We start from the raw sequence: 13,746 nt of genomic DNA, 5'->3' as shown, positions 1-13,746 counted from the left end.
CGAGCTGCAGGCTCTTTCTGGTTGCCTTGATGGAGTTCTTCCCATCCCAAACAATCCAGCAAAACGGAACCCGGGTACCGGCCGCGTTGGCCGGTACCCGGGTTCGTGAAGATCTAGCGGGTCACGCCATACATCTCCGAGGTAGGGGGATAGAAGGGGATCTCCGGCTTCTTGGCGCCGATGATCACGCAGATAATCGCGTCTTCATCGCTGACGGTGCGCAAGCTCCGGGGAACGCCTGCCGGCACCCGGATCAGATCGCGGTAGCCCAGCACGCGGCTTGCCTTTTTGTTGCCGTCTTCGACGTCGTGAACGCTGAACTCCACCTGTCCTTCGAGGACAAAGAACACCTCTTCGACGTCCGGGTGCGTGTGCTCGGGACCTACACATCCGGCGGGCAGCACCATGTTGGAAAACGTGAAGTGCTCCGCCTGCAGGATGTTGTTGTCGTCAGAGTGGTCTCCGGTTGCTCCGGAACCGATGTAGCGGACCTGTCCGCGTCGGAATTTCTCACCCATCTTGGTCTGGAATTTCAGGGTATTGAAGTCAACAACCCGGCTCTCACGCGAGGCGATAGCCGAATCAATCAGCTCCTCAAGTTCCGGTAACTTGCTGTCGATAACGTCGCTCATGATGGACCTCTCTCGGATGGTTATTGCCAGATTTCGAAAGAGCCAGACGCGGAGTGAATCTCCCTCGACTCTAACTATCTCAAGACTAAGATATAATGGATCACGCTGCAAGATGTCGGTGGAAAGTGCGCGAAAATTGCCGCACGCATTGGGAAGCTCAGTGTTAAGATACTTAGACCGGACGAAGGAGAGACTGCGCATGACCACCGAATCGCGGAACACTGACATGGACGCCGTGGACGCCATTATTGAGGACTGGCACCGCGAGCGCCCCGATCTTGATCCCAGGACCATCGGCGTCTTTGGCCGCCTGCAGAGCCTGGTGGCACGGCAGCGGGCTGTTCAGGATGTGAACTATGAGGAGTACGGGCTCACGTTGGCATCCTTTGATGTTTTGGCGAACCTGCGCCGATCCGGCCCGCCGCATCGGAAGACGGCCGGTGAACTGGCAAGTTCATCCATGCTGACCACAGGTGGCATCACCTTCCGGCTGGACCGCATGGAGGAACAAAACCTCATTGAGCGGGTTCGGTCGAAGGAGGATCGTCGCGTTGTCTACGCCCAGATGACGGACCACGGCAAAAAGCTCATTGACGAGGTCATTTCAAAGCATCTGGAAACGCAGCGCAATATGCTCGCCGGCCTGACCGCCAAGGAGATCGACCAATTGGCGCTGCTACTGAAAAAAGCTGAAGCCTCCATCGTCGCCTATGACCCGAAGGCTTCCTCCGCGGACGAACTTACCCTGAACGTCTAGACGATCACGGCGCCGGTTCGTCCATCCACTCCATCAAGCAAGGAATCGAATGAAGCCAGGAGCCCGCAGGATCGGAATAATCGGACATGGAGCCATTGGGGCCCGTGTTGCTGCTGACATTGCCGCTGGAAAAGTCAAAGGGGCCACCCTTGAAGGAATCATTTCTCGCAGCGCCATAGACAACGCGCCGGCTCCCCGGCTTGAGATTGACGAAGCGTTGGAGCGCTGTGACCTGCTGGTTGAATGCGCAGGGCAGGAGGTCTTGATAGACCATGGCGAGGCGGTGCTTTCTGCGGGCGTAGACCTGCTCGCTACCTCATTGGGCGCGCTTGCGGACCCACACCTCTCAGCGAGGTTGTCGGCTGCGGGGCCCGGCAGGCTTTTCTTGACCCCGGGTTCCATTGGTGGCCTGGACCTGTTGGCGTCGGGCGCCCGCGCAACGGGCTATGACGCCGTCAGGATAACCACAACCAAGCTCCCGGGTTCCCTGATTCAGCCGTGGATGGACGAGGTGGAGGCCGATCGCATTCGGAACACGTCCGGTCCCATCGAGATCTTTTCCGGTCCCGCAGCCCAGGCCACGCAATTGTTCCCCAAGTCGCTTAACGTGGCAGCCGCCGTCGCCCTTGCAGTAGATGACTGGGACGCTGTGGCTGTGTCTGTCAGGGCCGACCCGGCGGCCGAGCTGACGACGCACTTGATCGAGGCTTCCGGAGGCAGCGGGAATTACCGATTTGAAATCTGCAACAAAGTATCGCCGCAAAACCCGCGAACCAGCGGCGTTGTCCCGTTCGCTGTGCTCCGGTCCCTGGAACTGATCATCGGCGCGCGCGGTGGAATGATCTAGGCCCTGAACCGCTCACCGAAGCTTGCGCTACGGTGGTCCCTTCCCGCATCGCTATCCTTGAATGATGAGCGAACTTGCGCATTCCACCATCGCCTTTGAGGGCCATTTCGCCCGGGACTTCCCGGAGATGGCTATTCCGTGGCGGGCGGAAGAAGCGCCTGATCCGCAGCTTTTGGCACTCAACGAGCCCCTCGCCGTCGAGCTCGGTCTTGATCCTGGTTTCCTTCGCAGCCCGGAGGGCCTGCGGCTGCTGATAGGTAATGCCCTCCCGGAAGAGGCAACCCCGGTGGCCCAGGCGTACTCAGGCCACCAGTTCGGTTGGTACTCGCCCCGTTTGGGGGATGGCCGGGCCCTTTTGCTGGGGGAGATCGCTGGCACTGACGGGAAGCTCCGCGACGTCCACCTTAAGGGCTCGGGGCGGACGCCCTTTGCCCGCAACGGTGACGGCCAGGCGGTGGTGGGTCCCATGCTTCGCGAATACATCGTGAGCGAGGCGATGCATGCTTTGAACATTCCCACCACGAGGTCCCTGGCGGTAGTCGCGACGGGCCATCCGGTTCAGCGTGAGACCCTCCTGCCGGGCGCTGTTCTGACCCGTGTTGCCAGCAGTCACCTGCGGGTGGGCAGTTTCCAATACGCCAGGGCAACCAACGATATGGATCTGCTGCGCCGCCTTGCCGACCACGCGATCGAACGCCACCACCCGTCGGCAGCGGCGGAAACCAACCGCTATCTCGGGCTCCTAAAGGGCGTCATTGCGGTCCAAGCGAAGCTGGTGGCCCAGTGGATGCTCGTCGGTTTCGTGCACGGTGTCATGAATACCGACAACATGACCGTGTCCGGCGAAACCATCGATTACGGTCCGTGCGCCTTCATGGAAGGCTTCGATCCGGGAGCGGTCTACAGCTCCATTGATGAAACCGGACGCTATGCCTATCGCAACCAGCCGCTGGTTGCCGAGTGGAACCTCGCCCGTTTCGCCGAATCACTCGCTCCCCATATTCATGAGGATGACGAGCAGGCAGTCGCCCTTGCTGTCGAGGCACTTAATGGATTCCGCCAACAGTACAGTGCTACCTGGTTCGACGGCATGAAGGCCAAGCTTGGGCTACCTCAGGGAATTGACGACGGCGTTGCCTCACCTTTGGTGGATGACCTGCTTGAGTTGGTTCAGGAGTCACGTGCGGATTACACCTCGTTTTTCCGCAGCCTTGGCAAGGCCGCCCGCGGGGAGGCTGAACCTTCCCGGGGCATGATCCTTGACCTGGCAGCGTTCGATGCCTGGCTGGAACGCTGGCGGGCTGTGTCTCCGAATGCCGATGCCATGGACCGCATCAACCCGGTCTACATTCCCCGCAACCACTTGGTCGAAGAAGCCCTTTCGGCCGCCACGGAAGGGGATACCGGACCAGTGGAACGTTTGCTTGAGGCAGTTGAGGCCCCATTTAGCGAACGCCCGGGCCTGGACCATTACGCCGCGCCCGCTCCCGACAGCTTTGGGCCATACCGGACGTTCTGCGGCACTTAGGTCGGTGCACGATATTTGAATTTCAAAGGGTTTCAGGGGCACGCCGTTTCCGCATACCGGGCTTGCGGCACGACCCCTCCCAGCAGGGGTCGCATTCTTCCTCTGTTATTGACCTACCTGCCCGCACGTGCCGTTGAGCTTGAAGTCAGACCAAGCTGGGCTCGTCTCGGTGAATCCGTTCGTCGTGGCTGACAGGGATGCAAGATCACTGTTGGTGGAGTGATGGCCATATCCTGGGGTCACGCCCGGAACCTCAGCAACGTCTCCCAGTGGATGGTTCTCAAAAGCGGTTTGGCTGGCACAATCAAACGATTCGACTATGGGGTGGATCGTTGCTGACGCAGCCGGCGCGAGTCCTAAAGTTCCCGCGAACGCAATGCCAATAATTGCGAGTGATTTAGTCGTCAGGCTCATAGTATTCTCCTCCGAAGACAGGAGCGTCGGGCGGCGCCCCGAGCACCATTAAGCTCCCGCCCAAGACGCAAGGCAAGACAGCGAAGGTTCCCACCCGGGTCTGGGGGAGCTACAGGCCGCAGCTGGTACTGCTCCTCCTAAGCGGACGTGCTAGTTCCGGATGGTTTTTAGGGCTGTCGACCACGCAAGGACTTGCTCAATGAGGACGTCCAGGTCTTCTTCCGCCGTTGCACTCGGGGTGAACGTCGTGAAACCTTCAAAGTCCGTAGCGAAGGGCAGCGCCACTTGTGCCCGGACGTCGGCCATTTGGAGTTCGCCGGATATCAGACGAAGGTTTTCAACCGCGCGCACCCCACCGGCACTTCCGTAGGAGACAAAGCCGGCGGCCTTATTGTTCCATTCGGCGTAGATGAAATCGAGTGCGTTCTTCAATGCCCCGGGAACGGAGTGGTTGTATTCGGCCGTGACAAAGATATAGCCATCGAATTCCGCTACTGCGCGCGCCCACGTCTTGGTGTGCTCGTGTTGATAATTCCCCATGGATGGAGGCATTGGCTCATCCAATAACGGAAGCTTGTAATCGGCCAAATCAAGCAGTTTGTACTCGGCGCCGCCTTTGGCCACCGCACGTTCAAGCACCCAATTGGCCACCTGCTTGCTTCGCCGCCCGGGACGGGTGCTGCCCACAACAACCGCGATCTTAACCATTTCGATCACATCCTTCAAAAGGAACTTTGAATGGATTTATAAAGTTCTCAACATCGGGACAGGGCTCTTTCATCCCTCGGAACTGCCTCCTCGCTGCGGCCCTCGTCGGATCCTTGCCCCACAACATATCGAGGTCTAGCCTAAAAGCGGGAGCATGGTCCAGAGGTGGGCAGCAGCCTCCCTTTCTTGAGGAAACAGTCGATGTCGATCATCTCTGATCCCTACCTCCCGGGCGGTTTTCCATCGCCGGGACGAAGTCCATCGGACTATCCTCAGGCGCTCCACTTTCCGGAGATCACAACCATTCTGAACCGACGCGTACTCCAGCGCGCCTCGGAGGCCTACCGCTGTCCGCTGTTTGCGGGCAGCTCCAACAATAGGAGGAAAAATGGAAACCGTTGAAGAAACCATCGATGTCGCCGTCCCGGTTCGCACGGCCTACAACCAGTGGACCCAGTTTGAGTCCTTTCCCCAGTTCATGTCCGGTGTAGAGTCCGTGACTCAACTGACTGACACCACCAACCATTGGGTCACCAAAATCGCTGGCGTGGAGCGCGAATTCGATACCGAAATCGTCGACCAGGAGCCAGATGACCGAATCGCCTGGCGCAGTACCGACGGGAAGTCCCATGCCGGCGTCGTGCGGTTCACCCGGATGGATGATAACCACACCAAAGTCAACGTCCATTTCGAGTGGGCACCGGAAACCTTTACCGAGAAGGCAGGTGCGGCCTTGAAGATCGACGAGATGCAGGTTAAAGCCGATCTGCGGAAATTTAAGGACTTTATCGAGTCCCGGGGAACAGAAACAGGTGCTTGGCGCGGTGAGGTGGAGGACAGCGGTCCGGGCGGACAGCTTTAGAAAACCCGCTTTGAACGTCTCGGAAAGCAGTATCTGATGCGAAGAGTTCCAGCGCCTGGAGTATTGGCAGTTGCGGCAGTGGCTTTGGCGGGGTGCAGCGGAGGTGGGGGCAGTGCAGCAAGTCCTTCATCTACCACCACGTCGTCAGCCCCAACCTCGGCCTCGGCGCCGGCCCAGGAGAAGGTCTACAGCGAGGATGAATTGCGAGAGCTCATCTCCGGTATGAGGGATGGAGATGGCAACGAACTCAAGCTCTATTCCAAGGAGCAGGTAGACCAAGGTGGCAAGATCGCCGATCTGCTTTTGAATACGGCCAGTGTGGATCCCGAGGATTGCAAGGACATCGCCACGGCTGGGCTGGTAGACAAGGTTGAACACGGAGATGTTGCCGTGGCACTGTCTGACAGTGATCAGCCCAGGTCCTTGTCCGCGCAATCCGGCAGCGAAGGGCCTGACGCTGAAAAGGTTCTCAAGGACATCAGCGGAAACATGGATAAGTGCGCAAAGTTCACTGTGAAAGCTGTTGGCCAGACATACGAAGTCTCCAGTGAGGAATTGGACGCCAAGACGAAGGCAAAGGAAACGTTCGGAACAATCAGCACCCGTTCCGACGAAAGCCAGAAGAAGCTGATGCAGGTCTCCGCGGCCGACGGGAGGTTGCTGGTGGTGGCCACTAAAAGTGGGCCAAACCTGGGCGCTCCTGACCAGAAGGAACTCGAAGACCTGATCAACAAGGTGCTCGCGAAAGCCGAGGGCGGTAGCGAAACTCCCGGTGAAATGATGAGCAGTTCTTCCGGAAGCATGACCAGCTCGCCCAGCAGCATGAGCAGCTCGCCGTCGTCCAAATCGTTGACACCGACACCAACCATGAGCACCTCGGAAGGCAGCATGACTTCCTCATCGTCGCCAAGCACATCTCCTTAGACCGTTCAGGATGGGCCCAGTTGACTCAGGGCCCATCCCCGTTTGATCTACTCCGCAAGCGCTTGCGTTAATCTGGCGTTGCCGCTACCGTCATTCCCATGTCGTCAACAGTGGATGCGGTTGCGGAACGTGCGAAGGTCTCGGTATCGACGGTTTCGCGTGCCTTGCGGGATATGCCGGGTGTTTCGCAAGAGACGCGCAAGCGCGTGCAAAGTATCGCGAGGGAACTAGGTTATGTTCCCTCGCTTGCTGGTTCCCGTTTGGCGACTGGCCGGACGGGAGCCATTGCGATTGTCACCCCCAACCTCTCCAAATGGTTCTTTGGGCAGGTGCTGGCGTCGGCGGGGCGGGTGCTTCGCCAGGCAGGCTTTGATGTCCTGTTGTACGAACTTGCCGATACTGCCGCGCGGGAGCGTTTCTTCGCGGGGTCGAGCCTTGCCGGGCGAGCTGATGGCGTGTTGATCTTTGCCTTGCAGCCGACTCCGGCGGAACTGGCCACCCTTGAAGCCCAGAACTTGCCGCTAGCGTTTTTGGGCTCGGGAACTCCGGGCAGGTCTGGTGTTCGGGTGGACGACCACGCGGCGGGGCGGGCAGCAGCCCGGCACCTCATCAATTTGGGGCACGAACGCATCGCCTTCATCGGAATTCGCGAGGCTGCAGACAGCACGTTGGGTGGCGTCCCGCCGGCAAACCGTTTGAAGGGCTACCGCGCGGCCTTGGCCGAGGCTGGGTTGGAGCCCGGCCAGGACCTTGAGGTCCACGAGGAAAATTCAACGGCTGGCGGATCGAGAGCGATGGCCAGGTTGTTGTGCGCGGAAGTAGCCCCTACTGCGGTCTTCGTGGCGTCCGACGAAATGGCTTTCGGCGTGCTGCACACTCTCAAGGCGGCAGGAATCGATGTTCCGAACCAGATGTCGGTCATTGGCTTCGATAACCACGAACTCTCCGGGATTCTCGACCTGACCACCATGGACCATTCGGTCGCCCTGCAGGGGTCCGAAACCGCGCGTCGGTTGCTGGCTTTGATAGCGCACGACGCCGGTGCGGAGCCGGATTTGGTGCTGTCCGCCCAACTGATTGTTCGCGGCACTACAGCGCCGCCATTTCCCTTGCGGGGCAGGCGCACTGTCACACCACCTGACTAAGAGTCACACCCCCCACAGCCAACAGTCACACCTTTGAAAGGGACTTAACCCATGGAATATCGCAAGCTCGGCGCCTCTGGAATGTACGTCAGCGAACTGGCCTACGGCAACTGGGTCACCCATGGCGAACAGATCGACCAGGAGGCGGCAACATCCTGCGTACGGCAAGCACTGGATCTTGGGATCACCACGTTTGATACAGCCGACGCTTACGCGGGAACCCGTGCAGAATCGGCCTTGGGCGAAGCCCTCAAAGGGGTCCGGCGTGAAGGCTTGGAGATCTTCACCAAGGTCTACTTTCCCACTGGTGAAGGGAAGAACGATCGTGGGCTCTCGCGTAAACACATGATGGAGTCAATCGACGGCTCGTTGCGCAGGCTCGGTACGGATTACGTTGACCTTTACCAAGCCCACCGCTACGACTACGAAACGCCGCTTGAGGAGACGATGCAGGCATTCGCGGACATCGTCCGGGCCGGCAAAGCACTCTACATCGGAGTTTCCGAATGGACTCCGGACGAAATCCGGGCCGGTGCCGCACTCGCCAAAGACCTTGGTATCGGGCTCGTATCGAACCAACCCCAGTACTCAATGCTGTGGCGGGTCATCGAGGAAGAAGTCGTACCCACCAGCGAGGAGCTCGGCCTGGGACAGATCTGCTGGTCCCCGTTGGCACAGGGCGTCCTTACAGGCAAGTACATTCCAGGCAAGGGGGCGCCCACCGATTCGCGCTTCACCACGGAGGACGAGGCTCTGAAAGACGAGCACAAGTTCATGCGCCCGGAGGTGCTGGAGAAGGTCCAGGAATTGCAGCCCATTGCCAAGGAAGCAGGACTGTCCATGGCCGCCCTCGCCGTGGCCTGGGTTTTGCAGAACAGCAACGTCTCGGCAGCGATCGTTGGGGCCTCCAAGCCCGAGCAATTGGTGGACAATGCCACGGCGTCCGGGGTAAAGCTCACCACGGAAGTCCTCGCCAAAATTGATGAAGTGCTGGAGCCGGTGATCGAGAGGGACCCTGGAAAAGTCGAGTCATTCCTGACCCGGCCCTAAGCTAAATGCCCTTCAGCTTTTCTTGAATCGCCGTTCGGAGCGATTCCAGCTGCGGCAGGCCTCGGGGGCCGTCGAGGGTTGGATAGATCCGGCAGGTCAGCGCGGGCTCGCCGAGGACCGGAAAGAGGTCCTGTCCGTCGAGCTGGAACGTGGGGGAGCCGTGGAAACCGAGCGAGGCTGCTTCCTCCTCGGAGTCCACCACTAAGTGCACCATTCCGGAAACCCCGGCCAGCCTCAGTGCCCGCTCGAAGAGTTGCTGAGCGGCCGCAGCATGGGGGCATTCAGGAATTGTCAGCAGCTCCGCGCCCATACCTTGATTATCCAACACACCGTCCCTGAGGGGTTGACGAGTGCTCTTTCATCACCGGGACATATCGATGCTGGTTCCCAACCCATGAAGGACCGCAGCGTCGTACAGCAGCCGGCCAATTGCCAGGTCAAGCATGCCGATTCCCACCGAATTGAAGAGCGTAATATCGTCCTCGCTTTCGCGTCCCATCACGTCGCCGGCGATGACCCCGCCGAGTTCACCCTCGACGTCGTCTATCGCTATGACTCCTTCGGCCACAGCCATCATGAGGTCGCCCGACTTCTCAATAGCAGTTGGCATGCTGTCCACGAACACTCGTGACCTTCGCATCCCCTCCGAATCGATTTCCCGGTGGGTAGGACGCGGCCGGGCGCCGACAGCATTGACATGCAGTCCGGGACGGAACCACTCGCCACGAACCAAAGGCTCCACGGACGGCGTCAGGGTACAGAGCACGTCGGCTTCCTCCACAACGTGCTGGACACTGGAGGCCCTCACGAATTCGATCTGGTGGTGCGCGGTCCTGGCCTTGAACGCCGCAAGTGTAGACGCGCTTCGGGACCACATCACTACCTTCCGGATGGGAAGAACCGCCATCAACGCTTCAACGTGGGCGATGGCCAAGGCTCCTGCACCAACCAGCCCCAGAGTTGAACTGTCAGGGCGGGCAAGGAACCGGCTGGCAACGGCGCTCGCGGCTGCGGTTCGAATTCGGGTGGGCACCCGCCCGTCCAGAAGGGCGAGTGTTTCACCTGTCCGCCGATCGGCCAACAGGATACTGGAGCGCTGGGTAGGCAGCCCTTCATGGTGGTTCGCGGGGATATCGGAAAGAAGCTTCACTGCCGCCAGCCCTTGGCTTTCTGCCAGCCCGGCCATGAGTAGGTAGCGCGCCTCCGACGACGGTAGGTGCAGAGCTAGCGGACCGGGCTGAAGGGCAGTGCCGCGGGCGATGTCACCAAAACCGCGCTCGACGGCGGTAATGGTTTCGGTCATGCTGGCGAGGGACTCGAGTGTGGATGCTGTGAGAACAAGTGTCATGGGTGCCTCTGTGTCCGGGGGTGGAAGGAGCCAGGGGGTCTGGCATGTTGCGCACGGCGGGAGGGGAGCCTTCCTTCGAGCTGGGCAATGGCAGGGGCCCTGCTGTGCTCAATGTGGGCGACGGCCAAGGCCGAGGCCAGTTCTGCTTGCCCCATGCATATCGCTTGGCACAATGCCCGATGTTCCTGGCACAGCACCGCGGCGTCCTGTTCCACCACATTTCCGAAAAGCCAGCGCATGCGGTTGGCGACCGGCCTTATGACGGAGGTCAGCAGCTCGTTGCCCGTCAGCCGGAAGATTTCGTCGTGAATGGCGATATTTGTCCGTGCCCTCAGATCGGCATCCTGGCTGTCGATGAGCGATTCTGCATGTGCCATGACCGTGAGCAGCTGATCGGGAGCGGCACCATCGGCTACCTGCCTGGCGGCAATGCTTGCTGCTGAGACTTCAATGCTGAGCCTGATATCGAATACTTCATTGACGTCCTGAATGGTCATTTGTCGAACAACGGCACCGTGCCGTGGCCCTGTGGTGGTGTAGCCGTCGGCCTCGAGTTGCAGCAGGGCTTCCCGGACCGGCACACGGGAAACGTTGAGCTCAGTGGATAGCTCCCGCTCCCTGAGCCACGTCCCGGGCGTCAGGTCCCCGCTGATAATCCGGTCTCTGATGTGTAAATAAGCCAAGGCTGTGCGTGATGCTGAAACTGGAACATCGTCCAGGGCTTCACGGTCTGTCATAGGGTAGTGTTCCTGTTCTGGTGTCGTGGGGTCCGGCGATCGCCGGACCCCACGCTTTCACTTGACGTGGCGAAGGAAATTGGCTGTTCGATCGTTGGATGGATGGTCGAGTACCTGTGCTGCCGGTCCTGATTCGACAATCCGGCCTTCATCCATGAACACGACTCTGTCCGCGACTTCCCGGGCGAATCCGATTTCGTGGGTCACGATGATCATCGTCATCCCTTCCTCAGCCACCCGCTTCATGACCGCCAGTACGTCGCCCACCAATTCCGGGTCCAGGGCGCTGGTTGGTTCGTCGAACAACATCAGTTGGGGTTTCATGGCCAGCGCGCGGGCGATTGCTACGCGTTGCTGCTGCCCGCCGGAAAGTTGCGCTGGATAGGAGTCTCGTTTCAAGGACAAGCCAACCTTGTCCAGCGCATCCAGCCCTTGTTTGATTGCCTCTGCTTTGGGGAGGCCGAGGACTTTCCGGGGGCCATATGTGACGTTTTGCAGGGCCGTCATGTGATTGAAAAGATTGAAATGCTGAAAGACCATCCCAATCCTCCGACGCATCAGTGCAGCTTCTTGTTCGGTGTGTTCGTACAGCTGTCCCTTGTGGGTCTTGAATCCCACGCGGTCGCCATCCACGTTGATGGTGCCGGACTCGATTGCCTCAAGTCCATTGATGCACCTGAGCAGCGTGCTCTTGCCAGAGCCTGATGGACCGAGGACGCAGACAATTTCGCCTGGCTCCACCGTCATGTCCACTCCGCGAAGAATGTGGTTACGTCCCAGCCATTTGTTGACATCCCGGGCTTCCATCAAGGGTTCCTGCATTTGAACGGCACTCATGGCTGTCCTGCCTTCCGGATAAGTGCGGATTGCTGTTCCGGCACGGCAGCACGGCCTAGGAAGAGTTGCCGAAATGAGAGGCGGGAGGATGCTCCCTCCGGATTGAACTTCCGCTCCAGGAAGTATTGGCCCACGCTGGCGACGCTTACCAGGATCAGGTACCAAACTGTGGCGACGATGAGCAGGGGAACGATCTTGAAGTTTTGTCCATAGATCAACTGGGTTTGGGTGAGCAGGTCGCTGCCACCGATCGCTGAGACCAACGAGCTTGCCTTGAGCAGTCCGATGAATTGATTTCCCGTGGGCGGAATGATGACCCTGATGGTTTGGGGCAGGACGATCCGGCGAAGGGCTTGTCCCCGGGTAAGGCCGATGCTCAGTCCCGCCTCAGTTTGGCCTTTATTGACCGAGATGATGCCGCCTCGAATAATCTCCGCCATATATCCGGATTCGGCCAGAGACAGGGCACAGAGGCCCGCGGTGAATCCTGAGATCAATTCATTCGTGTCCCTCCCCAGGATGGTGGGGTAAAGCACGGCGAGATTGAACCAGATGAGGATCTGCACCAGCAGGGGTACGCCCCTGAAGAACCAGACGTACAGTTTGCCTACTGCTGATGCCACGCGGTTTCTGCTTTGGCACATGAGGGCGACGCCGAAGGCCAGAACCACCGAGATCAGCATGCTGAAAACCGCGAGTTCCAGCGTGACTGCTATGCCTTTCAGTATGGCTGGATGAAACATGAACTGGCCCACGCCGGCCCAGTCGAGCCTTTCATTGCCGGCCTGCGTCCAACAGAATGCGCCGATGGTTGCCAGGATCAGGGCTGCGGAGGCCCATTGTCCGTATGGTTTTCGCCTTCTTGCCTTTTCTCCGGATACTCCCTGGGACTGGTCCGAACTACGTCGGGGAGTTGTCAGTGGGGAATCGGTCGCCAAATGCACTTTTGTCAGCGCTTCATTATTTGTGGTCATTTGGCGAGGTTGATTCCGGGCTTTGGCAGATCGATGACAGCAACATCCCATTTCTTCAGGATCTCGTCATACGTGCCGTCGGCGTGGATGGCCTCGGTTGCCTTGAGGAAGGCGTCGCGCAATTGAGGGGTTTGCTTGTTAAAGATCATGCCGAGGAAGACTTTTTCCTCGAAGTTCACCGGAACGGACTCCAGCTTTCCACCGGTCTCCCTCTGCACTACGGATACGGCCATATCGGGCCAGAACATAGCGTCCACACGGCCTGAGGTTAGCGCCAGGTTCTTATCGCTTCCGGTGGGGAAGGTTACTAGTTCCGGGGCAGGCTTGCCTTCGGCGGTGCAGGCCTCGGCCATCAGTTTGACCAGACGTTCGTCGTCGTTGCCCTTGACTCCGCCGATCTTGATTCCGCACCCGCCGTTGACCTCGCTGGTGATCTTCTTTGGGTTGCCTTTGGCCACCATGAAGACGGTTCCTGCCACTTGGTAGTCTACGAAATCAACTTTTTCCTGGCGCCCGGGCCGGTCCGTCATGCCAGCAATGGAGGCGTCAAACTTGCCGTTCTGCACGCCCACCAGAAGCTGGTCGAAAGGGACCTTCTGGTAGGTGACTTTAAGGCCCAGCTTGGCTGCCATCGCGTCCATCAGGTCAATGTTGAATCCCTTGACGCCGTCTTCGCCGATCGGAGTGTAGTTGGCGGGTTCAAAGTCGGGCTGTGTTCCGACAGTGATGGAACCCTTTGCTTTGATGTCTGCGGGGAGCAGATCACTTAAGGAGGCATTACCGCTTGCTGCCGGTTCCACCTTCGTAGCCGGCTGTGCGGCGCCACCACAGGCGGCGGTGCTTGCGACTATGCCGACGAGAACTGTCGTTACAGCGACCTTCTTCCAGTATTCAGATACCTGGGGAGCAAAGTTCTTCATTGATCTATCTCCTAATAATTTGAAGGGAACTACTTGGTCTTGAAGGGAACTACATGGTCAAAA

At 59.2% G+C, this 13,746-nt stretch carries 16 protein-coding genes; 7 read left to right on the top strand and 9 right to left on the bottom strand.

Annotated features, from left to right (window positions below; translation table 11 throughout):
* Positions 1–113 precede the first annotated feature (113 nt).
* Entirely contained in the window at positions 114–632 is a 519-nt protein-coding gene (locus LDP01_RS09280; protein ID WP_224088646.1) for a cupin domain-containing protein, read from the bottom strand.
* A 199-nt stretch (positions 633–831) separates the two neighbouring features.
* Between LDP01_RS09280 and LDP01_RS09275 the strand changes: the two genes are divergently transcribed.
* From LDP01_RS09275 to LDP01_RS09265, 3 genes are all read left to right on the top strand, one after another.
* Positions 832–1,389 carry a MarR family winged helix-turn-helix transcriptional regulator gene (locus LDP01_RS09275; protein ID WP_224088645.1) on the top strand — a complete coding sequence of 186 codons (558 nt, stop codon included), beginning with the start codon at positions 832–834 and terminating at the stop codon, positions 1,387–1,389.
* A 49-nt stretch (positions 1,390–1,438) separates the two neighbouring features.
* The gene (locus LDP01_RS09270) at positions 1,439–2,236 is read left to right on the top strand and encodes an aspartate dehydrogenase domain-containing protein (protein WP_224088643.1); all 798 of its coding nucleotides are present in this window, start codon (positions 1,439–1,441) and stop codon (positions 2,234–2,236) included.
* 64 nt (positions 2,237–2,300) lie between these two features.
* The gene (locus LDP01_RS09265) at positions 2,301–3,764 is read left to right on the top strand and encodes a protein adenylyltransferase SelO (protein ID WP_224088641.1); all 1,464 of its coding nucleotides are present in this window, start codon (positions 2,301–2,303) and stop codon (positions 3,762–3,764) included.
* A gap of 105 nt (positions 3,765–3,869) precedes the next feature.
* Here the strand turns inward: LDP01_RS09265 and LDP01_RS09260 are convergent, their stop codons facing one another.
* Both LDP01_RS09260 and LDP01_RS09255 read right to left on the bottom strand, forming a co-directional pair.
* The gene (locus LDP01_RS09260; protein ID WP_224088639.1) at positions 3,870–4,178 is read right to left on the bottom strand and encodes a hypothetical protein; all 309 of its coding nucleotides are present in this window, start codon (positions 4,176–4,178) and stop codon (positions 3,870–3,872) included.
* Positions 4,179–4,328: 150 nt separating this feature from the next.
* Entirely contained in the window at positions 4,329–4,886 is a 558-nt protein-coding gene (locus tag LDP01_RS09255; protein ID WP_224088638.1) for an NADPH-dependent FMN reductase, read from the bottom strand.
* 388 nt (positions 4,887–5,274) lie between these two features.
* Here LDP01_RS09255 and LDP01_RS09250 point away from each other — a divergent pair, with 388 nt between their 5' ends.
* The 4 genes from LDP01_RS09250 to LDP01_RS09235 all read left to right on the top strand — a co-directional run bounded on the left by LDP01_RS09250 (position 5,275) and on the right by LDP01_RS09235 (position 8,867).
* Positions 5,275–5,748 carry an SRPBCC family protein gene (locus LDP01_RS09250; protein WP_224088637.1) on the top strand — a complete coding sequence of 158 codons (474 nt, stop codon included), beginning with the start codon at positions 5,275–5,277 and terminating at the stop codon, positions 5,746–5,748.
* A 36-nt stretch (positions 5,749–5,784) separates the two neighbouring features.
* Positions 5,785–6,672, top strand: coding sequence for a hypothetical protein (locus LDP01_RS09245; protein WP_224088636.1), 888 nt, complete (start codon positions 5,785–5,787; stop codon positions 6,670–6,672).
* A 98-nt stretch (positions 6,673–6,770) separates the two neighbouring features.
* On the top strand, positions 6,771–7,817 hold the full coding sequence (locus LDP01_RS09240) for a LacI family DNA-binding transcriptional regulator (protein WP_224088635.1): 1,047 nt from the start codon (positions 6,771–6,773) through the stop codon (positions 7,815–7,817).
* Positions 7,818–7,868: 51 nt separating this feature from the next.
* Positions 7,869–8,867: an aldo/keto reductase family protein gene (locus tag LDP01_RS09235; RefSeq protein WP_224088634.1), complete on the top strand. Its 999-nt coding sequence runs from the start codon at positions 7,869–7,871 to the stop codon at positions 8,865–8,867.
* Position 8,868: 1 nt separating this feature from the next.
* Here the strand turns inward: LDP01_RS09235 and LDP01_RS09230 are convergent, their stop codons facing one another.
* Genes LDP01_RS09230 through LDP01_RS09205 form a run of 6 tightly spaced genes read right to left on the bottom strand, consistent with a single transcriptional unit; the run spans position 8,869 to position 13,683 of the window.
* Entirely contained in the window at positions 8,869–9,177 is a 309-nt protein-coding gene (locus tag LDP01_RS09230; RefSeq protein ID WP_224088633.1) for a hypothetical protein, read from the bottom strand.
* Between the two features lie 51 nt (positions 9,178–9,228).
* Entirely contained in the window at positions 9,229–10,215 is a 987-nt protein-coding gene (locus LDP01_RS09225; protein WP_224088632.1) for an ornithine cyclodeaminase family protein, read from the bottom strand.
* Positions 10,212–10,952 carry a GntR family transcriptional regulator gene (locus tag LDP01_RS09220; protein WP_224088630.1) on the bottom strand — a complete coding sequence of 247 codons (741 nt, stop codon included), beginning with the start codon at positions 10,950–10,952 and terminating at the stop codon, positions 10,212–10,214. The genes LDP01_RS09225 and LDP01_RS09220 overlap by 4 nt, the downstream gene beginning before the upstream one ends.
* 57 nt (positions 10,953–11,009) lie before the next feature.
* A complete protein-coding gene (locus LDP01_RS09215; RefSeq protein ID WP_275964648.1) occupies positions 11,010–11,789 on the bottom strand; it encodes an amino acid ABC transporter ATP-binding protein in 780 nt (259 codons plus the stop codon).
* The gene (locus tag LDP01_RS09210) at positions 11,786–12,763 is read right to left on the bottom strand and encodes an amino acid ABC transporter permease (RefSeq protein ID WP_224088629.1); all 978 of its coding nucleotides are present in this window, start codon (positions 12,761–12,763) and stop codon (positions 11,786–11,788) included. Before LDP01_RS09210 ends, LDP01_RS09215 begins: the two co-directional genes overlap by 4 nt.
* Entirely contained in the window at positions 12,760–13,683 is a 924-nt protein-coding gene (locus LDP01_RS09205) for an ABC transporter substrate-binding protein (protein ID WP_224088627.1), read from the bottom strand. The genes LDP01_RS09210 and LDP01_RS09205 overlap by 4 nt, the downstream gene beginning before the upstream one ends.
* Positions 13,684–13,746: the final 63 nt, after the last annotated feature.

Source organism: Arthrobacter sp. StoSoilB13 (genome assembly GCF_019977255.1).
Taxonomy (GTDB): domain Bacteria; phylum Actinomycetota; class Actinomycetes; order Actinomycetales; family Micrococcaceae; genus Arthrobacter.
Note: the sequence above shows the minus strand (reverse complement) of the source record. Positions and strands in the feature narration are given on the sequence as shown.